The organism is Streptacidiphilus jiangxiensis (assembly GCF_900109465.1).
Classification (GTDB): domain Bacteria; phylum Actinomycetota; class Actinomycetes; order Streptomycetales; family Streptomycetaceae; genus Streptacidiphilus; species Streptacidiphilus jiangxiensis.
In genome coordinates, this window is record NZ_FOAZ01000010.1 from 174262 (window position 1) to 197156 (window position 22895).

Annotated in this window: 21 protein-coding genes; 7 read left to right on the forward strand and 14 right to left on the reverse strand. The window is 72.8% G+C overall.

All coding sequences use genetic code 11. The features are described from left to right. Window positions 1-26: 26 nt before the first annotated feature. The gene (locus BMY61_RS20480; protein ID WP_042450297.1) at window positions 27-1631 is read right to left on the reverse strand and encodes an ABC-F family ATP-binding cassette domain-containing protein; all 1605 of its coding nucleotides are present in this window, start codon (window positions 1629-1631) and stop codon (window positions 27-29) included. 366 nt (window positions 1632-1997) lie between these two features. On the opposite strand from BMY61_RS20480, the gene BMY61_RS20485 reads away from it, so the two are divergent. Further along, complete coding sequence (locus BMY61_RS20485; RefSeq protein WP_042450298.1) at window positions 1998-2654, forward strand: thiol:disulfide interchange protein DsbA/DsbL; 657 nt, start codon at window positions 1998-2000, stop codon at window positions 2652-2654. 11 nt (window positions 2655-2665) lie between these two features. Here the strand turns inward: BMY61_RS20485 and BMY61_RS46345 are convergent, their stop codons facing one another. Further along, a complete protein-coding gene (locus BMY61_RS46345; protein WP_042450299.1) occupies window positions 2666-4051 on the reverse strand; it encodes a hypothetical protein in 1386 nt (461 codons plus the stop codon). A gap of 299 nt (window positions 4052-4350) precedes the next feature. On the opposite strand from BMY61_RS46345, the gene BMY61_RS20495 reads away from it, so the two are divergent. Continuing rightward, a complete protein-coding gene (locus tag BMY61_RS20495; RefSeq protein ID WP_236656090.1) occupies window positions 4351-4965 on the forward strand; it encodes a DedA family protein in 615 nt (204 codons plus the stop codon). 89 nt (window positions 4966-5054) lie between these two features. Here the strand turns inward: BMY61_RS20495 and BMY61_RS20500 are convergent, their stop codons facing one another. Genes BMY61_RS20500 through BMY61_RS20525 form a run of 6 tightly spaced genes read right to left on the reverse strand, consistent with a single transcriptional unit; the run spans window position 5055 to window position 10617 of the window. Next, window positions 5055-5963, reverse strand: coding sequence for an alpha/beta fold hydrolase (locus tag BMY61_RS20500; protein WP_042450300.1), 909 nt, complete (start codon window positions 5961-5963; stop codon window positions 5055-5057). Further along, window positions 5960-7000, reverse strand: coding sequence for a branched-chain amino acid ABC transporter permease (locus BMY61_RS20505; protein ID WP_042450301.1), 1041 nt, complete (start codon window positions 6998-7000; stop codon window positions 5960-5962). Before BMY61_RS20505 ends, BMY61_RS20500 begins: the two co-directional genes overlap by 4 nt. Then, window positions 6997-7860, reverse strand: a complete 864-nt coding sequence (locus tag BMY61_RS20510; RefSeq protein WP_042450302.1) for a branched-chain amino acid ABC transporter permease — start codon at window positions 7858-7860, stop codon at window positions 6997-6999. Before BMY61_RS20510 ends, BMY61_RS20505 begins: the two co-directional genes overlap by 4 nt. Further along, the gene (locus BMY61_RS20515; protein ID WP_042450303.1) at window positions 7860-8621 is read right to left on the reverse strand and encodes an ABC transporter ATP-binding protein; all 762 of its coding nucleotides are present in this window, start codon (window positions 8619-8621) and stop codon (window positions 7860-7862) included. The genes BMY61_RS20510 and BMY61_RS20515 overlap by 1 nt, the downstream gene beginning before the upstream one ends. Then, window positions 8618-9382: an ABC transporter ATP-binding protein gene (locus tag BMY61_RS20520; protein WP_042450304.1), complete on the reverse strand. Its 765-nt coding sequence runs from the start codon at window positions 9380-9382 to the stop codon at window positions 8618-8620. The genes BMY61_RS20515 and BMY61_RS20520 overlap by 4 nt, the downstream gene beginning before the upstream one ends. 5 nt (window positions 9383-9387) lie before the next feature. After that, window positions 9388-10617 carry a substrate-binding domain-containing protein gene (locus tag BMY61_RS20525; RefSeq protein ID WP_042450305.1) on the reverse strand — a complete coding sequence of 410 codons (1230 nt, stop codon included), beginning with the start codon at window positions 10615-10617 and terminating at the stop codon, window positions 9388-9390. A 321-nt stretch (window positions 10618-10938) separates the two neighbouring features. Between BMY61_RS20525 and BMY61_RS20530 the strand changes: the two genes are divergently transcribed. From BMY61_RS20530 to BMY61_RS20550, 5 genes are all read left to right on the forward strand, one after another. After that, window positions 10939-11706 (forward strand): CoA transferase subunit A, encoded by a 768-nt coding sequence (locus BMY61_RS20530; RefSeq protein ID WP_042450306.1) that lies wholly within the window; start codon window positions 10939-10941, stop codon window positions 11704-11706. Next, complete coding sequence (locus BMY61_RS20535) at window positions 11703-12344, forward strand: CoA transferase subunit B (protein WP_042450307.1); 642 nt, start codon at window positions 11703-11705, stop codon at window positions 12342-12344. Before BMY61_RS20530 ends, BMY61_RS20535 begins: the two co-directional genes overlap by 4 nt. Window positions 12345-12573: 229 nt before the next feature. Beyond that, the gene (locus BMY61_RS20540) at window positions 12574-14334 is read left to right on the forward strand and encodes a glycosyltransferase family 2 protein (protein WP_042450308.1); all 1761 of its coding nucleotides are present in this window, start codon (window positions 12574-12576) and stop codon (window positions 14332-14334) included. A 101-nt stretch (window positions 14335-14435) separates the two neighbouring features. Beyond that, window positions 14436-16316 carry a radical copper oxidase GlxA gene (gene glxA, locus BMY61_RS20545; protein ID WP_082015157.1) on the forward strand — a complete coding sequence of 627 codons (1881 nt, stop codon included), beginning with the start codon at window positions 14436-14438 and terminating at the stop codon, window positions 16314-16316. Continuing rightward, window positions 16313-17629 (forward strand): carbohydrate-binding protein, encoded by a 1317-nt coding sequence (locus BMY61_RS20550; protein ID WP_075003999.1) that lies wholly within the window; start codon window positions 16313-16315, stop codon window positions 17627-17629. Before glxA ends, BMY61_RS20550 begins: the two co-directional genes overlap by 4 nt. On the opposite strand, the gene ung is transcribed toward BMY61_RS20550, so the two are convergent. The 6 genes from ung to BMY61_RS20580 all read right to left on the reverse strand — a co-directional run bounded on the left by ung (window position 17619) and on the right by BMY61_RS20580 (window position 22848). After that, entirely contained in the window at window positions 17619-18311 is a 693-nt protein-coding gene (gene ung, locus BMY61_RS20555) for a uracil-DNA glycosylase (RefSeq protein WP_042450310.1), read from the reverse strand. The genes BMY61_RS20550 and ung overlap by 11 nt on opposite strands. A 57-nt stretch (window positions 18312-18368) precedes the next feature. Beyond that, on the reverse strand, window positions 18369-19157 hold the full coding sequence (locus BMY61_RS20560; RefSeq protein ID WP_042450311.1) for a TetR/AcrR family transcriptional regulator: 789 nt from the start codon (window positions 19155-19157) through the stop codon (window positions 18369-18371). A gap of 44 nt (window positions 19158-19201) precedes the next feature. Beyond that, window positions 19202-19951 (reverse strand): class F sortase, encoded by a 750-nt coding sequence (locus BMY61_RS46350; RefSeq protein ID WP_075004000.1) that lies wholly within the window; start codon window positions 19949-19951, stop codon window positions 19202-19204. Between the two features lie 781 nt (window positions 19952-20732). Further along, a complete protein-coding gene (locus BMY61_RS20570) occupies window positions 20733-21389 on the reverse strand; it encodes a hypothetical protein (RefSeq protein WP_042459082.1) in 657 nt (218 codons plus the stop codon). 164 nt (window positions 21390-21553) lie between these two features. Then, the gene (locus tag BMY61_RS20575) at window positions 21554-22294 is read right to left on the reverse strand and encodes an HAD-IIA family hydrolase (protein ID WP_042459178.1); all 741 of its coding nucleotides are present in this window, start codon (window positions 22292-22294) and stop codon (window positions 21554-21556) included. A 218-nt stretch (window positions 22295-22512) separates the two neighbouring features. Further along, window positions 22513-22848, reverse strand: coding sequence for an ArsR/SmtB family transcription factor (locus BMY61_RS20580; protein WP_042459085.1), 336 nt, complete (start codon window positions 22846-22848; stop codon window positions 22513-22515). Between the last annotated feature and the right edge of the window lie 47 nt (window positions 22849-22895).

Below are 22895 nucleotides of genomic sequence, written 5' to 3' on the forward strand. Positions count from 1 at the left end.
AGTTCCCCGCGCCCCTGACGGGTTCCTCACCTGCCCAACGTGACCGTCCGGTCGATCCCCAGCTCCGCGAGGAAGCGCCGGTCGTGGGAGACCACGATGAGCGCGCCCCGGTAGCCGGCCAACGCGGTGGTCAGCTGGCGGACGCCGGCGAGGTCGAGGTTGTTGGTCGGCTCGTCCAGCAGCAGCAGCTGCGGTGCGGGCTCGGCCAGCAGCAGCGCCGCGAGAGCGGCGCGGAACCGCTCGCCGCCGGAGAGTGTGCCGACCGGCTGGTCCGCCCGCGCGCCGCGGAAGAGGAAGCGGGCGAGCCGCGCCCGCAGCGCGTTCGGTGTGGCCTGAGGCGCGAACCGGGCCGCGTTCGCGACCACGCTCGCTTCCTCGTCGAGCAGGTCCAGCCGCTGCGGCAGGTACCGGATCGGCACGGGGGCGTGCACCTCGCCCGCCACTGGGCCGAGCTCGCCGACGATGGTCCGCAGCAGCGTCGTCTTGCCGCTCCCGTTCGGACCGACCAGGGCCACCCGCTCCGGTCCGCGCAGCTCCAGATCCACCCGCGGACCCAGCGGATCCGCGTACCGGGGCAGCAGGTCCATCAGGGACAGCACGGTGCGGCCCGCCGGGACCTCGGTCGCCGGAAGGTCGACGCGGATCTCGTCGTCGTCCCGCACCGCGAGCTCCGCCTCGCTGAGGCGCTCCCGGGCGAGGCGGACCTTCTCCTCGTGCTCGTTGCGCAGCCGCCCGGCGGACTGCTCCGCCGCGCGCCTGCGCGCACCCATGACGATCTTCGGCTCCCGCTTCTGGTCGAACATCTTCTGGCCGTAGCGCTGGCGCCGCGCCAGCTTGACCTGGGTGTCGACCAGCTCGCGGCGCTGGCGCCGCAGATCGGACTCGGCAACGCGGACGTCGCGGTGCGCCGCCTCCTGGGCGACGGCGAGCGCCTCCTCGTAGGCGCTGAAGTTGCCGCCGAACCAGTTCACCTCGCCGTCACGCAGCTCGGCCACGGAGTCGACCAGGTCCAGCAGCGCGCGGTCGTGGCTGACCACGACGAGCGTGCCGCGGAACTCGGTGACGGCCTGGTGGAGCCGCTCGCGGGCACCGGTGTCGAGGTTGTTGGTCGGCTCGTCCAGCAGCAGCACGTCCGGGCCGCGCAGCAGTTGGCCGGCCAGGCCCAGCAGGATCGCCTCGCCGCCGGACAGCTCGGCCAGGCGTCGGTCCAGGCCGAGGTGGCCGAGACCGAGCCGGTCCAGCTCCGCCTGCGCGCGCTCCTCGACGTCCCACTGCTCGCCGACGGCGGCGTAGTTCTCCTCCGTCACCTCGCCGCGTTCGATGGCGTGCAGGGCGCGGCGCGGGCCAGCGATGCCGAGGGCCACGTCGACGGGCAGTTCCACGTCCAGTGGCAGACGCTGCGGCAGGTAGCCGAGCGTGCCACGGATGCGGACCTGCCCGGCGTCGGGGGTCAGGTCCCCGGCGACCAGGCGCAGCAGCGTGGACTTGCCGCTGCCGTTGCGCCCGATCAGGCCGGTGCGGCCGGGTGTGACGGAGAAGTCCAGCCCGTCGAGGACGGGCGTGCCGTCGGGCCAGGCGTAGCTCAGGCCGGTGGCGATGACGGCGGGGTCGTGGAAGGTGGGTTGTGACATGCGGGGCTCCCGGTGGCGTTGGGTGAAGTGATCCAGCGACACGTGGGAGACACGGAGACCCGACGGAAAGCCCTTCGATCGCGACAGCACGTCAGCGCGAAAGCACGTCAGCGCGACAGCGCACGGGCATGCAAAAGCCGCCCGGAAACGGAAGAGGGCACAGCACAGCTGAGGTCGGGGACGTGTCTCCGAGCTCAGCGAAGCAAGGGCCTTCTCCTGACGGGCGGCAGTAGGTACGTCATCCACGGTAAGCGAGGCCCCCGGCGGCGGCAAACGAATTATCGGCCGCGCCCCGATCGGGCGAAACCGGCGTGCCGCCGCCGTGTCCGGGCGGTGCGGCGACGGGTGGCTTGCCATCGTGCGTACATGCGCGTTCTGATCCGGCTCGCCCTCGCCGCGGCCATCTGCTCCACCCTCCTCGGCGCCGCGCCCGCGCCCGCCCCGACGGGCGTCACCGCCGACGCCGCCCCGACCGAGGGGCAGGAGTACGTACGGCTGGCGCACCCCGTGAAGACGGCGCCGCGCGAGGTCACCGAGGTGTTCTGGTACAACTGCGCGCACTCGTACCAGCTGGAGCAGCCGCTGGACGACTGGGCCGCGCGGCAGAACCCGCCCGTGGTGATCCGCCGTATCCCGGCCGCATGGCCGGACAAGCCGGTGATGACGGCCTACGCCCGGCTCTTCTACACCCTCGACAAGCTGGGCGTCTCCCAGCGGGAGGCGATCCCGGTCTTCCACGCCGTGCGCGACGAGGGGATGGACCTGACGACCGAGCAGGCCGTGCTCGACTGGGCCGCCGGCGAGGGGATGGACCCGCGCGCGGTGCAGCAGGCCTACGAGTCGCAGCAGGTCCAGGACGAGACGCAGGCGGCGCCCGCGCTGCGGGACGCGTACCAGACCGACGAGATGCCGAGCGTCATCGTCGGTGGCACCTTCCGCACCTCGCCGTTCATGTACCAGGAAGGGGTCAGCGGCACCGTCCCCGTCGTCGACTACCTCTACCGGCACTCGTCCGGCCACTGAGTCCGATCCACTCAGGCGAACTCGCGCAGGCGCGGGCGGACGCCGGTCAGGACCAGCAGCATCGCCACGCCGAGCCCGGCCGCGGAGACCGCCGCCCAGCCGGACAGGTCGTCGGCCGCGGCGGACGCGTGGGCGCTGAAGGCCGCCGCGTCGGCCGCCGCCAGCGCGCCGAGGTGGACCGAGAAGTCGTAGTAGGAGAACGCCGCGTCGTCCCGGCCGACGCCGGTCAGCCGCAGCGCCGCGCCGTTGACGTCGCCGCTCTCGGCGACCTGCCGCAGGCCGGTGTCGGAGGTGAGGTAGGCGTCGAAGCGCTGCCGGACCACGGCCGCCGCCGGGGAGGTGTCAGCCGCCAGTAGCTGCTTGACGCGGGCGGCGTCGCCCTGGAAGTCGGCGGCCAGCGCGGACCGGTAGTCGACGTCGACGACCCACCGGCTCTGCCGCGCCTCGGCGTCCGCCGCGGCGACGGACGCCTGCGAGAGCCGGGCGTAGGGCGTGTACCCGGCCGAGACGGCGGAGTCGACCTCTCCGGCGGCACCGAGCAGGGCCGAGGTGGTGCCGACGAGCAGCGCGGCGACGCACACCGTGGCGGCCACCAGCGGCCGGTTGAAGACGCGGTTGTGCCGGACCATCAGGTCGCGCTGCCACCACAGCAGCACCAGCACGGTCGCCACACCGAGCCCGCCGAGCACCCCGGCGTAGGCGAGGGCGGCGTCGTGGGCGGCGGCGCGGTCCTGGGAGACCTGCCGGTCGGCGTCGCCGAGCAGGGCGTCGACCGCGGGCAGCAGCTGGGAGCCGAGCAGCGCGTCGGCCTGGGCGTAGTTGTCGACGGCGCCGGCCACGGGATGGCCGACGACCGGATCGGCCTGGGTGCCGACGAAGTACTCCTCGGTGCCGGTCCAGAAGTCGTAGAGGTTCAACGCGTTCAGCAGACCCTGGACCTGCTCCGGCTCGGCGGCGGCGAGCTGCGCGAGGGCGGCGGACGCGTCGCGCTGGTCCGCCTGCGCGGTCAGCGCGGCCAGGACGCCGTCGTCGACGAGGACCGGCGCGGCGGTGGGGTCGGCCGGATCCGGCGCGGAGTAGCCCATGACCAGGGACTTGGCGCGCTGCGCGTCAAGGTCGGCCAGCGCCTGGTAGAGCCGTCCGGCCGCGGCGGCGCGCGGCTCGGAGACGGCGGTGAGCTGGTGCACCCGCGCGACGGTGTCGGCGAACCCGAGCACCGCCGTCACCAGCAGCGCCGCGAGCAGCAGCAGCGCGGCGCCGGCCTGCAGCCGCAGGCGCGGCACCGGCCCGACCGCGCGCAGGCGTCCAGCGCGCGTACGGGCCGCGGCGGACGCTCCGCGGCCCGCCGGAGGCGTGGGCGCGGCCGGGGCGGCGGAGGCCGGAATCGTGGCGGTCATGGTGACAACGCTAGGAAGCGGGAGGGTCGTCCGGCTGACGTCAAGTCAGCCGGCGGGTGAACGAGGCGTCACGATGCGATAGCGGACCGTCTCGGTCCGGCAGCGGAGCGTGTTCCCAGCGTTCTCCCAGGTAAGAAGGGAGTGAGCACCGACACGTGGGGTGCGTGTCCGATGGCATGATGCACCGGCTAGCGTTGGTCGTCGACCAGTGGGAGGGCTGGTCCGGAACGTGGGTGGACCGGTAGCGACGCAGACGACGACCGAACAGGAACGGGCAAGGTGCAGTGGGCGTGAACGTGATGCTCGGCTACCTGGAATCGTCGTGGTTCTACCTGCTGGCCCTGCTGGCTGTCTTCTCCGACGCGTTCCTCCCGTTCGTCCCCAGCGCGTCCATCGTGGTCGCGGCCGTGCTGGAGTCGCGTGAGTCACACGCCCCGCTGCCGATCCTCATCGCCGGGGTCGCGGCGGCGTCCTTCGCCGCCGACCTGGTCCTGCTGCGGCTGGGCCGCCGGGGCGGCGCGCGGGCGCGCCGCTGGATCGGCCGTCGTGCGGGCACGGTCGAAGCCGCGGCCACCGTCCTGTCCGCGCTGGAGCGCAAGCCGGGCCGTACCGTCGTCATCGCCCGCTTCGTGCCCGGCGGACGCAGCGTCCTCGACCTGGCGGTCGGCACGGCGGTGGCGCCGCCGCGCCACTTCGTCCGCTGGTCCGCGGTGTCGGCGGCGGTCTGGTCGCTCTACGTCATCGCGGTCGGCTGGCTGAACGAGAACGCGTTCAACACGTTCTGGCTGAGCATGGCCGTCTCCTTCGCGGCGACGACCACGATCAGCGCGTTCGTCGCCCGCAAGGTCGCCCGCCAGCGCGCCCGCAACCGCGCCGCCGCGCCGGCGACGGAGTCGCTGGCTGAGGCCGCGTAGCGGCCTTCAGGGGCGCGAGGAGGGGGCACCTCCCGGCCGAAGGCTGGGGGATTGTCGCGCACGCAGTTGATTGGCAGAGCCTCGCGCGCCTATGAGGTTGCCACCAGCAGGTCTGCGATGCGCCCTGCGTGGGCCGGCGCGGTGAGGATCGAGTAGTGGTTCGAGTCCGGGACCACCTCGAAGGGGACGCGGAGCGTGTCCACGCCCGCGGCGGCGATGCGGGAGGCGTCCAGCAGGCCCTGCGGCTCGTTCTGCAGGCCGCGTTCCGCGATCAGCAGGCGGGACGGGACGGACAGCTCGTGCACCGCCGAGAGGACCTCCTTGTCGAACACGCCCATGCCGTCCACGCGAACGGCGTCCAGGACGCAGGAGGAGCGCAGCGTCGGCTCCTCCCCCACCAGGTCCCGCTGAAGGTAGGCGTCCACCGCTTCGGACCAGCCGCCGCCCACGGCCGGGTGGGCGAGCCAGAACTCCCGGTAGGCCTCGCGTGAGGCGAACGTCATCGACAGCCGCGCCATCGCCGGGCCGAGCACGGCGGTGAGCAGTTCGTCACCGTCCAGGCCCGGAGGCGGGGGGAAGCCGACGCCGCCGTCGACCAGCAGGACGGACGAGAACAGGGCCGGATACCGGACCGCGGCCACCGCAGCGACGTACGCACCCATCGAATGGCCCGTCAACGTGACCGGGCCGCCGCCCGCCAGCGCGTGGACGACCGCTGCGGCGTCGTCCGCATGGCGGCCGATGCCCCAGGGGCCGTCTGTCGACGCGCTCGCCGCCCGACCGCGCAGGTCGGGGGCGAGGAGCGTGACGCGGCCGTCCAGCGCCTCGGCGACCGGGCCCCAGGCGAGGCCGTTGGCGGTGATGCCGTGGAGGGCCAGCACGACGGGCCCGTCGGACGACCCGGATGCGGCCGACGACGACCCCGCCCACCGCAGGACCCTCAACTCGCCGCCCTCGACCGGGACGGACAGCTCCTCGAACTCCGGAACGGCGCTCATGCCTGAGCTCCCCTCCCCCGCAAGCGGGCCGGAAGACCGGCGACCCCGCCCGGCAGGGCGTAGACGATGACCACGAACAGCACCCCCAGTAGGAACAGCGGCTGCGACAGCGGCACCCGCAGCACGGACGGCAGGCCGGCGATCGTCCCGGAGCCGGCCAGGCTCGCGAGTCGATGCTGGGCCCAGGTGTACAGCACGCCACCGACAAGCGGCCCCCAGCGGCTGCCGGAGCCGCCCAGCACCACCATCACCAGCAGCGACAGCGTGAAGTCGGAGGTGGTGGCCTGCGGGGTGGCCCCGCCGGTGAGCAGAAGATAGACCACTCCGCCGAGGGCGGCGAGGGTTCCGGCGAGGACGAAGGCGACGAGCTTGAAGCCGTAGGGGCGCAGGCCGAGCACCTCCACCCGGCGTTCGTTCTCGCGGATGCCCTCCCAGACGCGGCCGATCGGCGAGCGCACCGCCCACTGGACGGCGGCGAGGGTGACGACGAGGTAGGCGAGGGCGATCCAGTACAGGTTGGCGGTGTGCTGGATGCCGACGAGCCAGCCGGGCAGGCCGGTCGCGGCCAGGCCCTCCTCGCCACCGGTGACCCCGCCGGGGTCGCGCTCGACCAGGATCGAACCGGCCTGCGCGAACGCGAGGGTGACCATGGCGAAGCCGATGCCCGTCATCCGCAGGCTGACCGAACCCAGCAGTGCGGCCAGGACGACGCCCGCGAGCAGGCCCAGCGCCGCCGAGGGCCAGAAGCCCAGGCCGGTCTGCGTGAGCAGCAGGTCCGTGGCGTACGTCCCGGCGGCGAAGTAGAGGGCGTGGCCGAAGGAGAGCAGGCCGGTGCGGCCGAGCAGCAGGTCGTAACCGGTGGCGAGCGCGCCGAAGACCAGGCAGAGCGCCAGCAGTTGCAGGCTGCCGGGGCTGCCGATCGGCCCGTCCAGCAGGCCGGGCAGCGACAGCGCGCTGTACGGAAGCAGGACCAGCACCACGAGGGCGAGCGCTGGCCACCACCGCCGGAGCGGGCGCAGTAGGGCGGGGACGTTCACGCGAGCCTCCCGGTCAGGCCGCTCGGCCGCACCAGCAGCAGGGCGGCGAGCAAGACGACCACGGACAGGTCGCCCAGACCCGCGGTGCTGTAGTAGTTGGCGAACTGCTGGACCAGGCCGACCACGACGCAGGCGACGGCCGCGCCGCTGACGGAGCCGAGGCCGCCCATCACGACGACGACGAAGCCGAAGATCAGCAGTGAGCTGCCCTGGGTCGGGTCGACGGAGCCGAAGTACAGGCCGGCGAGGCCACCCGCGAGGGCGGCCGCCGCGCCGCCGATCGCGAAGACCAGGGTGAACGCCCTGCGCACGTCGATGCCGAGGGCGGTGACCATGGCGCGGTCCTCGACGCCGGCGCGCACGACGAGCCCGTGCCGGGTGCGGCCGAGGAACGCCTTGAGAGCGAGCAGGACCACCAGCGCCGCACCGATCAGCACCAGCCGGTCCACCGGCACGGTCGCGCCGAGCAGCGTGAACGTCCCGCCGAGCGAGGCGGGGACGGGGAAGGTGCGGGCGTCGGCGCCCCAGATCGCGGAGAGCAGCGCCGGCACGGCCAGTCCCACGCCGACGGTGGCCAGGACCTGTTCGCGGGGGCGCCGGTACAGCGGCCGGATCAGGCCCAGTTCGAGCGCGACGGAGGCCAGCGTGCCGACGGCGGTGCCGAAGAGCAGCGCGAGCGGGTAGCCGAAGGAGTGGCTCGCCGCCCACCAGGTGGCGTAGGCGCCGATCGACAGCAGGGCGCCGTGGGCGAAGTTGAGCACGTCCATCAGGCCGAAGATGAGCGAGAGGCCGGACGCGACGAGGAAGTACAGCGCGCCGAGGCCGAGCCCGGTGACGCTGAGCAGGACGACGGTGGACATCAGTGGTCCCCTCCTGTCGCGGGGGCAGCGGGAGCAACGGGAGCCGGGGCCGTGTCCGCGCGGCGGCCGACGCCGAGCAGCGTGCGGGACTTGTCGGCGTCGGCCAGCAACTCGGCGGCCGGGCCGGCGTGGGCGGTGCGGCCGTCGGCGAGGACGGCGCAGTGGTCGGCCAACCGCCGGACCAGGGCCAGGTTCTGCTCGACGAGCAGGATCGGCACGGCCTGGGCGGCGCGTTCGAGCGCCACCGCCACCTCGGTGACGACGCGCGGCGCGAGGCCCTTGGTGGGCTCGTCCGCGATGACGAGCCGGTTGGAGCGGTTGAGCAGGGTGCGGCCGATGGCGACCATCTGCTGCTGTCCGCCGGAGAGCGTCCCGGCGGCCTGCCGGGCGCGCTGTCTGAGCTCGGGAAAGAGCTCGTGGACCAGGTCGTAGGCGGGGTCGGGATCGCGCTCGGCGAGCCGCAGGTTCTCCGCCACCGTGAGCGAGGCGAAGATGCCGCGGTCCTCGGGGACGTAGCCGATGCCGCGCTGCACGATCCGGTGCGTCGTCAGGCCGTTGGTCTCGAGGCCGTCGTAGATCACCGAGCCGGTGCGCGGGACCAGGCCGAGGATGCCGCGGACCGTCGTCGTCTTGCCCGCGCCGTTGCGGCCGAGCAGCGCGGTGACGCCGACCGGGGCGACGTCGAGGTCGACGCCGTGCAGGATGTGGCGGCCGCCGACAACGACCTTCAGGCCGCGGACGGACAGCAGGGAGGAGGTCACAACTCCTCCCCCAGGTACGCGAACTGCACGGTCTCGTCGGCCATGACGGTGTCGGGCACGTCGAGGGCGAGCAGGGTGCCGTGGTGCATGACGGCCAGGCGGTCGGCCAGGCCCAGCAGGACGTCCATGTGGTGCTCCACCATCATCACGGTGCGGCCCTCGTCGCGGTGGAGCGAGCGGATCAGCTCCGTCAGGGCGGGCACCTCCTCGGCGCTGACGCCGGCCATCGGTTCGTCGAGCAGCATCACCCGCGGGTCGCCCACCAGCAGCACGGCCAGCTCCAACTTCCTTTTCTCGCCGTGCGAGAGGGAGCCCGCGAGGGCGTCGGCACGGTCGGCGAGGCCGGTGCGCTCCAGCGTCGCCGTCACCTCGGCGGTGAACGGGCGTGCGCGGCGCCACAGCCGGTACGAGCCGCCCTGGGCCGCCTGCGCGGCGAGACGCACGTGGTCGGCGACGGTCATGGCGGGCCAGAGGCTGGAGGTCTGGAAGGTGCGGCCCAGCCCGCGCCGGGCACGGGCGTGCGGGGCGAGCCGGGTGATGTCCGCGCCGTCCAGCCGGATGCTGCCCCGGCTGACCGGGTTCAGGCCGCTGACCAGGTTGAACAGCGAGGTCTTGCCTGCCCCGTTGGGCCCGATGAAGGCGAGGAACTCGCCCTCGCGGACCTCCAGCGAGACGTCGTCCAGGATCACCGCGCCGCCGATGCTCCACCCCACGTCGGTGAGGCGGAGCACCGGCGGCGCCTGGTGCGTGTCGGTCGTCACGCGTCTCAGCCCGCGATGGTCTTGGCCGGCGGCGCGACCTGGTCGGCCGTGAGCGCGGTCAGCAGCTTGGGCTGCGCCGAGGCGCCGGAGCCGGTGAGGGTGGCCTGGAACATCGGCTGCAGCAGCGCGTGGTCGGACGCGCGCACCTGCTCCGCGCCCTTGGGTCCGTCGAAGGACCAGCCCTCCAGCGCCTTCACCATGGCGCCGGTGTCGCTGTCGGACGCCTGGATCGCGTGGACGATCATCAGCGCCGCGGTGAACCCGTCCGGCGAGAACAGGTCCGGCGTTCCGCCGGCCTGCTTGATGCCGTTGATCATGGCCGTCTCGACCGTGTTGTTGCCGCCCGCGCCCGGGAAGTAGTGGGCCAGGAAGTCGACCTTGCTGCCCGCGTTGCCGAAGATCGGGTACGAGGCGGTCCCGGCCAGGCCGGTGACGACCTTGGTGGACCCGAGCACGCCCTGCTGGTCCAGCGCCGTCCACAGCGCGGGCGCGGTGGCGCCGGCCCAGGCGACGTAGACCAGGTCGGCCTTGGCGGACTTCACCTGCTGCGCGAACGGCGTCAGGTCCTGCGCGCTCGGCGGTGCGAGCACCTGCGTGACCGTCGCGCCCTTCGCCCCCAGCACGGCCTTGACGGCGGCGACGTTGGCCTGCCCGAACGCGCTGTCCTGTGCGAGCACCAGGATCTTCTTGCCGCTCGGGTCGCCGACGAAGGAGCCGGCCGCGGCGATGTCCTGGTAGCTCTCCCGACCCGAGCGGAAGGTGTACTTGTTGATCCCGGTCAGCGCGTCGGTGGCGGCCGGGCCGGAGACGTACAGCACCTGGTTCTGTGCGGCGAGCGGCGCGAGCTGCAGGCCGATGCCGGAGTCCGTGGTGCCGGCCAGGATCTTCACGCCCTTGCCGATCAGGTCCTTGGCGTCGGCGACGGCGGTCGCCGGGTCGCCGGTGTCGTCCTGCTCGATCACGTCGACCTGATGCCCGTTCACCTTGCCGGTGCCGTGGGTGGCGTAGGCGAGGCCGGCTTGGAAGCCCTGCTCGTACTGCGCGCCGTAGGCGGCCAGCAGACCGGTCTTGGAGTACAGCAGGCCGACCTTGACCGGCGCGGACGCGTTGCCGCCGCTCGCCGCGGTTCCGGCGGTCCCGGCGGAGGCGCAGCCCGCGAGCAGGGCAGTGGCGGCGGCCGCGGCGAGGTAGGCGACGGCGCGTCTGGCGGAAGCGGACGGGCGGTTGGTGCTCATGGCTGCGGCTCCTCGGTCTGCAGGGTGGATGCCGGAACCGTAGGAGCGGGGCCCTTGCCGGGACATGTGACCGGCAGCTGCATCCCCTGCGGGAAGCATGTGGCCGATCGCCATAGCTGGTGCACTCAAGGGACGTTGCAATCACCTCAGGGGCGCGAGGAACTGCGCGAGCAACCACTGACGAGCGGATGGCTCTGCTCGTTCGGGGCTCTACCTGCGTGGGATGGGGGCACCTCCCGGCCGAAGGCTGGGGGATGGTCGCGCAGTTCCCCGCGCCCCTGAGGTGTTGCAACGTCCCCCATCTGAAACGGAACCCTCCCCATGGACAAAGTCCTCTCCTCCGCGGCCGAGGCCGTCGCGGACATACCCGAAGGGGCCTCCCTCGCCGTCGGCGGGTTCGGGCTGTGCGGGATCCCGTCGACGCTGATCGGCGCGCTCGTCGGCGCCGGCGTCGGCGGGCTGCGGGTCACGTCGAACAACTGCGGTGTGGACGACTGGGGACTCGGCCTGCTGCTGCGCGAAGGGCGGATCGCCCGGATGACCTCGTCGTACGTCGGCGAGAACAAGGAGTTCGCCCGGCAGTACCTGAGCGGCGAGCTGGAGGTCGAGCTCGTGCCGCAGGGCACCCTCGCCGAGCGGCTGCGCGCGGGTGGGGCCGGGATTCCCGCGTTCTACACCCCGGCCGGCGTCGGTACGCAGGTCGAGGAGGGTGGGCTGCCGTGGCGTTACGGGCCGGACGGCCACGTGCTCCTCGCCTCGCCACCCAAGGAGGTCCGCACCTTCGACGGCCGCGACCACCTGCTCGAGGAGGCGATCACCGCCGACTTCGCACTGGTCCGCGCGGCCGTCGCGGACCGGCACGGGAACCTCGTCTTCCACGCCGCCGCCCGCAACTTCAACCCGCTCGCGGCGGCCGCGGGCCGCATCACCCTGGTCGAGGCCGAACGGATCGTCGACGCGGGCGAGTTGGATCCGGACTCGATCCACCTCCCCGGCATCCACGTCGACCGTGTGGTCCTGGCCGATCCGGACGACAAGCGCATCGAGCGCCGCACCACCCGCACCGCCACCGAGGAGAACGCACGATGACGACCACGACACCCCTGACCCGCGACCAGCTCGCCGCCCGCGCCGCAGCGGAACTGCGGGACGGGCAGTACGTCAACCTCGGCATCGGACTGCCCACGCTCGTGCCCAACCACCTGCCCGCCGACGTCCACGTCGTGCTGCACTCGGAGAACGGCATCCTCGGCACCGGCCCGTACCCGATCGCCGGAACCGAGCATCCGGACCTGGTCAACGCGGGCAAGGAGACCGTCACGACGCTCGCCGGGGCGTGCTTCTTCGACTCGGCGGCGTCCTTCGGCATGGTCCGCTCGGGGCGGGTGGACGTGACGATCCTCGGGGCCATGCAGGTCTCGGCCGAGGGGGATCTGGCCAACTGGATGATCCCCGGCAAGATGGTCAAGGGCATGGGCGGCGCGATGGACCTGGTGCACGGCGCGCGCCGAGTCGTGGTCGTGATGGAGCACACGGCCAAGGACGGCAGCCCCAAGCTGCTGCGCCGCTGCACGCTGCCGCTGACCGGCCGCCGGGTGGTGCACCGGGTCATCACCGATCTCGCTGTCTTCGACGTCGAGCCCGAAGGGCTGCGCCTGGTGGAGACCGCGCCCGGAGTGACCGTCGACGAACTGCGCACCGTCACGGAGGCGCCATTCCGCATTTAACCGGTTTGTAGCATTACGTAGACGAGGTTCACTCGATGAGGGACCTGGGTCCGGAACCAGGTCCCTCTTTCGCGTTAATTTTCCGGAGCCGATTGCTTACGGCCCGTAACGCCGTGCAGGCTTGTTGCTACGGCCGTTTCCGGGGGGAACCGGCTGTTTCCGCATGGCTTGTGGGGGTTTGGCCGCACGCCCGGAGTCCGGGCCCGCGGTCCAAGGGGGGTTGTCGCACATGACGCAAACGTCTGCCGCGCCCCGGGTCACGAAGGAGCAGGAGGCTCCGCCCGATCCCGGGGTACGCACGAACGTCCCGCTCTACGACTACGAGCGGTTCAGCCGGCTCGCCGGTCCGGTCGCCGACGCGCCCGCCGGGCCGTACCGGGTGGCCTACCGCAGGCTGCTCAGCGACGCGCCGAACCGGCGCCGGGTCTGGGCGTTGATGGTGCTGGCCCCGCTCATGGAGCTGGCACTGCTGGTGTGGATGGTCCTGCCGCGCAACTGGACCACCCGGCCCTACGATCCGCGCACCTGGTTGCTGGCGCTGGACAAGACGGTGCTCGCCTGCATCGTGGTGATCGAGCTGTTCCGGCTGCTCCAGGTGGTCTCCAACGCGCACGGCTCGCTGTTCGCCCGCGACCCGGTCCCGGTGCGGGCCCAGAGCGGCACCAGGGTCGCCTTCCTGACCACCGCCGTGCCCGGCTCGGAGCCCGTGGAGATGCTGCGCCGCACGCTGGAGGCCGCGGTGCGGATCCGCCACACCGGCACGCTGCACGTCTGGCTGCTCGACGAGGGCGACACCGACGAACTGCGCGCGCTCTGCGCCGAGCTCGGCGTGCACCACTTCACCCGGCGCGGCGTCGAGGGGTTCAACACCCGCAAGGGCTCCTTCCGGGCGCGCACCAAGCACGGCAACTACAACGCCTGGCTGCACGTCCACGGCGAGCAGTACGACTACCTCGCCGCCGTCGACCCGGACCACGTGCCGCACCCGGGCTTCCTGGAACGCACCCTCGGCTGGTTCCGCGACCAGGACGTGGCCTTCGTCGTCGGCCCGCAGGTCTACGGCAACTACCACCGGCTGATCACCAAGGCCGCCGAGAGCCAGCAGTTCCTCTTCCACTCCGTGGTGCAGCGCGCCGGCAACAAGTACCACGCGCCGATGCTGGTCGGCACCAACAACGTGCTGCGGGTCAGCGCGCTGCGCCAGGTCGGCGGCTACCACGACTCGGTGACGGAGGACATGGCCACCGGCCTGATGCTGCACACCCGCCGCAACCCGGCCACGGGGGCACGCTGGCGTTCGGTCTACACGCCCGACGTGCTCGCCGTCGGCGAGGGCCCCAGCTCCTGGACGGACTTCTTCCGCCAGCAGTCCCGCTGGAGCCGCGGCACCTACGAGACGCTGCTCAAGCAGTTCTGGTGGCGGATGTGGCGGCTGTCCCCCGGCCGGATGGTCAACTACCTGCTGATGCTGACCTTCTACCCGATGTCGGCGATCTCCTGCATCCTCGGTGCGGTCAGCAGCGTGCTCTACCTGGTCCTCGGCGCCTCCGGGGTCACCGTCCCGACCTCGACGTGGATGATGCTCTACAGCGACGCGGTGCTGCTGCAGATCGGCCTGTACGCGGTGAACCGCCGCCACAACATCAGCCCGCACGAGAAGCCGGGCTCCACCGGTGTCGGCGGCATGGCCATCGGCGCGCTCGCCACCCCGATCTACGCCACCTCGTTCCTCGCCGCCCTGCTGCGGATCCCGACGGGCTTCCGAGTCACCCCCAAGGGCCGGTCGGTCAGCGGCGACGGGGTGCTGACCTTCGGCACGCACCTGCTCTGGGCCCTGATCTTCGGCGCCGCGCTCGGCGCCTCCTTCGTCACCCACAACACCTACCTGGCCATGCGGATCTGGGCCGGCATCGCGCTGGCGACCAGCCTGCTGCCGATCGTCATCTGGCGCATCGACGCGGCCCGTTCCGCCCGGAGGAAGTCCTCGTGAGTCCGTTCCCGTCCAAGGCCGGCCGCTTCAGCCGCCGCCCCCTCTCGCTGCGCACCAAGCGGCTCGCGCTCGGCAGCAGCCTGGTCCTGACCGTGGTCGGCATGAACGCCCCGGCCGCCGTCTCCTTCGCCCAGCAGCAGTACCACGCGTACGAGATCGCCCAGCCCGCCTACAAGGCGAAGTACGGCTCCTGGAGCACGCTGGTGCTGCCGCAGCAGTTCCGCGTCAACGCGATCCACGCCAGCCTGCTCCGCACCGGCAAGGTGCTGATCATCGCCGGCTCGGGCAACGACTCCGACAACTTCAAGGCCGGGACGTTCAAGACCCTGCTGTGGGACCCGGTCCGCAACAGCTACAAGCTGATCCCCACGCCGGCCGACATGTTCTGCGGTGGCCACTCCCAACTGCCGGACGGCAAGCTGCTGGTGGCGGGCGGCACGCTGCGGTACGAGGTGCTCGGCGCCGCCGTCACCACGGCGGGCGGCACCATGCAGGTCTTCAACGAGGACCCGAACAAGGCCCGCACCGTCCCCAAGGGCACGGTCTTCACCGCCCCCGACGGCCGCCGCTACCTCTCCGACGACACGCTCGTGCTCGGTCCCGCACAGAAGGTGCGGGTCACCGACCGGAAGGCCCCGGGCGGGTTCCGCACCGTCGTACGCCACACCCAGCAGGCCGTCTTCGTGCTCGCCGCCAAGGCCGGCCAGGGCCAGAACGTCAAGGCGCAGACCAGGTTCCAGATATCGGGGCTGGTCGGCAACGACGCCAACACGCTCTACGGCATGACCGGCAACATCAACATGGGTGACCAGAACTTCGAGGGCATCAAGGCGTCCTACGAGTTCGACCCGGTCAGCGAGCAGTACGAGCTCGTCGACCCGATGCAGTACGCCCGTTGGTACCCGACGCTGGCGCCGCTCGCCGACGGCAAGGTCGTCGCCGTCTCCGGCCTCGACGACACCGGCTCGATCCTCAACGGCCAGAACGAGATCTTCGATCCGGCCACCAAGAAGTGGACGCCCGGCCCGAACCGGTACTTCGCCACCTACCCGGCGCTCTTCCTCACCGCGAACGACAAGCTCTTCTACTCCGGCTCCAACGCCGGCTACGGCGACCCGAAGAAGGGCCGCACGCCCGGCCTGTGGGATCTGCGGACCAACACCTTCCAGGTGGTGCCCGGCCTGACCAGGCCCGACCTGACCGAGACCTCCTCGTCGGTGCTGCTGCCCCCTGCCCAGAGCCAGAAGGTGATGTTCCTCGGCGGTGGCGCGCCGGGCGAGTCCGCCGTGTCCACCGACCGCACCGCGATCGCCGACCTGGCCACCGCCGATCCGCACTTCGTCCCCGGCCCGAACCTGCCGGGCGGCGACACCCGCTACCTGAACAGCGTGGTCCTGCCGGACGACACCGTGCTCACCACCGGCGGCTCCAGCGACTACCGGGGCAAGCGCGGCAGCGACATCCTCAAGGCCGACGTCTACCACCCGGACACGAACACCTTCACCCCCGCCGCCGACCCGACCGTCGGCCGCGACTACCACAGCGAGGCGCTGCTGCTGCCGGACGGCCGCGTGGTCACCCTCGGCTCCAACCCGCTCTTCGGCAACAAGCAGGACGTCGGCCCGCAGTTCTTCGAGCAGCGCATCGAGATCTACACCCCCGCCTACCTCTACCAGCAGGGCGCCCGACCGAGCGTCACCGGCGGCCCGCAGGACCTGCGGCTCGGCGAGACGGCCAGGTTCAGCACGTCCGCCGCGGGCGACATCGCCTCGGCCCGGCTGATGCGGCCCTCCTCCGTCACCCACGCCACGGACGTGCAGCAGCGCAGCATCGCCCTGCCGCTGACGCGCGCAGCGGACGGTTCGGGCGTCAGTGTGACGATTCCGCAGAGCAGCGGACTGGTGCCGCCGGGCTGGTACATGCTGTTCGTCGTGAACAAGGCCGGAGTTCCGTCCGTGGCGCGGTGGGTGCAGGTGTCGTGAGGGCGGCGCGCGGATCGGTGCTGCTCGGGGTCGTCCTGGCCCTGCTGGCGGCGGGAGCGGTCGGGTACGCGCTGCTGCGCGGCGGGGCGCCCGCGTCCGGCAGCTCGGACGGCAGCTCGTCTACGGGCCCGGGCGCGGTCGGGACGCCGCCGCCGGGCTGGTCCACAGTCTGGCGCGACGACTTCGGCGGGCCGGCGGGCGCGCCACCGGATCCGGCGAGCTGGGTCGTCGACACCGGCACCGGCTACCCCGGTGGTGCCCCGCAGTGGGGCACCGGCGAGGTCGAGCGCTACACCACCGACCCGGCCAACCTGCGCCAGGACGGTCAAGGTCACCTGCTGATCACGCCACAGCGCGACGCAGCCGGGCGGTGGACCTCCGCCCGCATCGAGACCCGGCGGACGGACTTCCGCCCCGCGCCCGGTTCGGTGCTGCGCTTCGAGGCCCGGCTGCAGTTGCCGCAGGTGAGTGGGCCCGCCGCGCTGGGCTACTGGCCCTCGTTCTGGGCACTGGGCGCGGGCGAGCGGACGAACCCCAACGCCTGGCCCGGCATCGGCGAGTTCGACGTGGTCGAGAACGTCAACGGCGACAACACGGTGCGCGGCACGATGCACTGCGGCGTCGGCCAGGGCGGTCCCTGCAACGAGAAGGTCGGCCTCGGGGGCACCACGCCCTGCGCGGCGGGCGCCTGCCGCAGCGGGTTCCACACCTACGCCCTGGAGTGGGACCGCAGTGGCCCCGTCGAGGAGTTGCGCTGGTACCTCGACGGTGTCGACTACTGGACGGTCAAGGCGTCGGACGTCTCCCCCGAGGCGTGGCGGGCCGCCACCACCGCCGGGGACTTCCTCCTGCTCAACGTCGCCGTCGGCGGCCAGTTCCCCGACGCGCTGGCCCCGAAGGGCGTGACGACGCCGACGGCCGACACCCGGCCGGGCGTGCCGATGGTCGTCGACTACGTGTCCGTACTGCAGCGGTCCGGCCGAGCCTCGACGGTCGCCGGACCGGCACCGTCCTTGCCCACGCTGAGCGGCAACGGGGCCACGGCGGAACTGCCCCGCTACGACTTCGGCTCCGAGCTGACGGCGGCGACGGGCGTGACGCTCGGCTACCGCGCCACCACCACGGCCAAGTTGGAGCTCCGGGTGGACTCCCCGAGCAGCCCGACCATCGGTGCCCTCGACCTGCCCGCGGGCAGCGGCACGGTGACGGCGACCCTGCACCTGCCGACCAAGGGGGTCCACGACCTGTACCTGACCCTGGTCGGCTCGTCGGGCGCAACCGTCACCGTGGCTTCACTTCAGTTCACTCGCTGAGCTCCCAGTTGATCGGGGCGGCACCGAAGTCGGCCAGAGCCTTGTCGATCTGCGAGAACGGCTTGGTGCCGAGGAAGTGGCGGGCGGAGAGCGGGGAGGGGTGGCCGCTCTGCACCACCACGTGGCGGGTGGTGTCGATCAGCGGGAGCTTCTTCTTGGCGTAGCCGCCCCACAGCACGAAGACCACCGGCTCCTGGCGGGCGTTGACAGCCTTGATGACGGCGTCGGTGAACTTCTCCCAGCCCTTGCCCGCGTGCGAGCCTGCCTCGTGGGCGCGGACCGTGAGCACCGCGTTGAGCAGCAGCACGCCCTGGTCGGCCCACTCCTCCAGGTTGCCGTGCTTGGGCGCGGTGAGGCCGAGGTCGGTGCCGAGCTCCTTGTAGATGTTGCGCAGCGACGGCGGCACCTTGATGCCCCGGCGCACGGAGAAGCACATGCCGTGCGCCTGGTTGTCGTCGTGGTACGGGTCCTGCCCGAGCAGCAGCACCTTCACCTGGTCGAGCGGGGTGTGCTCCAACGCGGCGAAGACCTCGCCCTGGGGCGGGAAGACCTGGCCGGTGGCCCGCTCGGCGGCGACGAACTCGGCGAGCTCGTGGAAGTACGGCTGCTCCACCTCGGTCTGGAGCGCCGCGCGCCACGACTCGGGCAGCACGAACTCGTCGGTGGGAGCGGTCTTGGTCATACGGGATCCTCCGGGCCTGGCCGTCCGGCGACTGGTCTGATGACTGGCGCCTGGTGACTAACGCGTCGTGGAAACGCTATCGCCCGCCACCGACACTCCGGACCGGTCACCGGGCTTCCCGGCCCGGACCGCCTGCATCCGCTCCAGCGAGACCGCCAGACCGTCCAGAACGGTGTCCAGCCCGGACGTGAAGGCCTGGTCCACATCGGGGTGGTCGTCGGCCTCGTGGACGAACCGGGCCATCAGCGGGTGCCGTCCCTCCGCCAACACCCCCATCAGGTACGGCCCGACCGTGCGGCGGTACTCGTCCTCGGTGACACCGGTGCGGCGGATCGTCTCCGCCTCGGCGATCTCGCCCATCACGAAGCCGCGGACGTAGGCCATCACGGTCCAGCCGAAGCCCGCCGTCGCGTCGATGCCGAGGCCCTGACCGTCCATGGCGGCCAGCATCCGTTCGCTGTTGTCCATCACGTTGGGCCCGAGCGGCGGGCGGGAGGCCGAGACACCGAGCACCCACGGGTGCCGCAGCACGAGCGCGCGGTAGCGCAGCGCGATGCCGCGCAGCTCGACGCGCCAGTCCCGGTCACGGGGCGGGCGCTCGCCCTCCCCCATGACCTGGTCGATCATCAGGTCGAGCAGGTCGTCCTTGGTCTCGACGTAGCGGTAGAGGGACATCGTGCCCACGCTCAGCTCGGAGGCGATGCGGCGCATCGACACCGACTCCAGCCCCTCCGCGTCGGCGAGCGCGATGGCTGCGCCGACGACGGACTCGACGCTCAGGGACGGCTGAGGGCCGCGCCCGGTGCTCCGGGTCCGGGCCCACACGGGCGTACGCGCCTCCGCCAAGACGGCCTCCTCCAATCAGGTGCGTACATTGTACGCACCTGAGCTCAGCGGACGCCGCTCAGGTGCGCGAAGAGCACCACGTTGCCGCTGTACTCCCGTCGGCTGCGATCGAACGTGCCACCGCAGGTCACCACGCGCAACTGTGCGCCCTGGGAGGGCCCGTAGACCTGCGCGGCCGGGAACTGCGCCCGTGGGTAGGCGTGCACCCGGTCCACGGTGAAGACCGCCGTCCGGCCGTCCAACCGCGTCACGTCCACCTCGGCGCCCGCCCGCACGGCGGCGAGGTTCCAGAAGACGGCCGGGCCCGTGGTGGTGTCGACGTGCCCGACCACGACGGCCGTCCCCGCCTCCCCCGGCGAGGCCGAGTCCCGCAGCCAGCCCGCGGTGCGCGGCAGCGAGAACGGCGGCAGCTCGGCCGCGCCCCTGCCGTCCATCCCGAGCCCCAGCAGCGGCGCCTGGAGGCCCACCGACGGGATCGCCAGCACCAACGGCGTCGAGCGGGCGAGCGCCGCGGGCCCGGCGGCGGGCGCGCCCCCGCTCGACGCGACCGCGCCAGGTGCGCCGGCGCCGGGCGTGCTGCGGCCGGGCGCGACGGCGCCGGGCAGGACTGCGTCCGACCCCGAGCCGCTGCGCGACGAACCGCCGCGGGCCACGCCCGCCACCGGCAGGACGGCACGGTGTCCGTGGCCGACCCCGTACAGCACGCCACCGAGTGCGACCGCGAGCAGCGTGCCCGAGACGACTCCCAGCACCCGCCTGCGGCGCAGGCCCCGCAGCGGCCCGCGCTTCCACACGGCCCGCGCGGGTCCTCTCGTCCCGGCCTTCAATCCGTCGCGCCGTCGGGCTGCCGCGGCCACGGCGGGGGCCGCGTTCAGGCGGGGCGCGGCCCGTCGTCGCGCCCTCAGCCGCGAGGCGCTCAGCGCCGCGCTGAGCGCACCCGGCCGAACGCGGCCGCTCCCGGCGGCCTGCGACTCCCTCCGGCCCCGGAGCCGCCCGAGAACCCGCCGCGCCACCTCGACGCCACCCACCGCCCTGCGCCCCACCGTCCTCCGCCCCGCCGACGTCGACGTCGACGCCGTCATCGGCGCCACCGCACCCCGCACGCCCCCCGGGCGGCCACCGCGCCCGGAGCCACGCAGGCCACCGGCACCGCGAACGCCACGCGCGTCCGCATCCGCCGACACCCTGCCCACCTGTGCGCCCTCCGGGCGGCTGCCGGACCGCGAGCCGGGTGGGACGGCACCGCGCCCACCGCCGTCGGGCGGGCCCGGGCGGGACGGGCGACCGGCCCGAGCAGCCTGGTCCGCGGTCCGCTTCGGTCCGGCGGTCCGCGCCGACGGGGACCGCTCCCCGCTCCCCACCCCGCGCGCGGCCGCGCCGGGCTGCGTCGGCACGTCCCGGGTGCCGTCGCCCTCCGTGCGGCTGCCGCGCTGCGAGCCCCGTGGAGCCGCACCACGATCCTCTCCCCGCATGCCCCGCGGAGCCGCACCACGGTCCTCTCCCCGCATGCCCCGCGGAGCCGCACCGCGGTCCTCTCCCTGCGAACGGCGTCGGGCCTCGGCGTCCCTCCTGCGGTCACGCATCGGCGTCGACCGGGGCGAGGCGGTAGCGGCGGTGGAGCGAGAAGGCGCCGACGCAGGCGAGGGAGGCGAGGGTGAGGCCGATGGCGGCGTCGCGCGGGAGGGAGGAAGCGGCGGTGGGGGCCGGCGCCTTCGCGGGGGTCGGCCGGACCCGGAGCGCGCGCCAGCCGCCTCCCGTCGCGGGGGCGCCGAGGTCGGCGATGGTGAGGCGGCCCGCGGCGACGGGGTGGCCCGCGCAGAACTCGTGGACGAGGTAGCTGCCGGGTTTGACGTCGGGGGCGATCCGGGCGGCGGCGTAGAGGCCGCCGTCCTCCGCCAGGGCCAGGCCGACGGGCGCGGCGAAGGCCGCCGAGCGGACCTCACCGGTGCTGGTACCTCCGCAGTCGGCGAAGGTTCGCAGGTCGACGGCGGCACCGGCGCGGCTCTGCGCGGGGTCGACGGTCATCGTCGCCAGCACCACCGGGGGTTGGGCCTTGGCCCGGTCGGCTGCGGCGGACCCCGCCGCGCCCGACGCCGGGGCGCCGCCGACGGTGACGAGCGTCGTGCCGCCACCGGGGGCGGCGTCCGAGGCGAGAGCCGGGCCCGTGCACCACACCGCCAGGAGCGCGGCGGACGCGAGTACCCCCGCGATCGCCCTCCGCCGCTTCGCCATCGTCTCGTCGTCCCTTCGATCCGCCAGCCGGGAAGAGCTGACGCACCGTGAGAAATATGACGATCGCCCCGTGCCCCAAACGCGGGCTGGGCCGCCCGGGTGAGCACGGCGGTGCCGTGCCACCCGAACGGCCCAGCGGGACGTCGAGCGCGTGAGCGAGGTGCTCAGATCTCGTCGACCAGCTCCGCGACCGACTTGACCACCCGCGACGGACGGTACGGGAAGCGCTCGACCTCGGACTGCGAGGTGAGGCCGCTCAGCACCAGGAAGGTCTTCAGGCCGGCCTCCATGCCGGACTTGATGTCGGTGTCCATCCGGTCGCCGATCATCGCCGTGGACTCGGAGTGCGCGTTGAGCGTGTTCAGCGCCTCACGCATCATCAGCGGGTTGGGCTTGCCGACGAAGTACGGCTCGACGCCCGTGGCCTTGGTGATCAGCGCGGCGACCGAGCCGGTGGCCGGCAGCACGCCCTCCGTGGAGGGGCCGGTCTCGTCGGGGTTGGTGCAGATGAACCGGGCACCCGCGTTGATCAGGCGGATCGCCTTCGTCAGCGCCTCGAAGCTGTAGGTGCGGGTCTCGCCGAGGACGACGTAGTCGGGGTTGCTGTCGGTCAGCACGTAGCCGATCTGGTGCAGCGCGGTGGTCAGGCCCGCCTCGCCGATGACGTAGGCGGTGCCGCCGGGGCGCTGTCCGGCCAGGAACTTGGCGGTGGCGAGCGCGGAGGTCCAGATGCACTCCTCCGGCACGTCCAGGCCCATGCCCTTCAGACGCGCGTGCAGGTCGCGCGGGGTGTAGATGGAGTTGTTGGTCAGCACGAGGAACGGCTTGCCCGACTCCCGCAACTTCCCGATGAACTCGCCCGCGCCGGGGATGACCGTGCCCTCGTGGACCAGGACGCCGTCCATGTCGGTGAGCCAGGACTCGATCGGCTTGCGCAGCGCGGCCGGCTTCGCGCTCTCGTCCGGGCTTGCTTCGGCGGCGGTGTTGCTCTGAGCCACGACCGTGTCTCCACTCTGGTGATCTGGTGAATCGCTGGTTGCCCCGACCACCGCCCAGCCTAATCGGCCGGGCGGCGCACTCGCGCCCCGTCCCGCCAGGCAGGACGAGCCCGATGCGGGTGCGCTCAGCGCACCTGATCGGGGTGGGTGGCGAGGACGGCGGTCAGCAGCCCGGGGAAGCAGGCGTCGAGGTCCTCGCCGCGCAGGCTGACGATCCGCTGCGCGCCCTGCACGCGCTCGCGCAGCACGCCGGCCTCCCGCAGAACGCGCTGGTGGTGGGAGAAGGTCGGCTGGCCGATCGTCAGCTCAGCGGCGCGGCGCAGCTCCACGCACGGTGACTCGCCGAGGCCCGCCAGGGTGCGCACGATGGCGACCCGCACCGGGTCGGCGAGTGCGCCGAGCACCTTGACCAGCCGGAGCTCGTCCGTCGCCGGATGGCGTTCGTCTGCTGTCGTCGTCATGACGCCATCATATCGACAACCATCGATTGCATCGACTATCGTCGTAG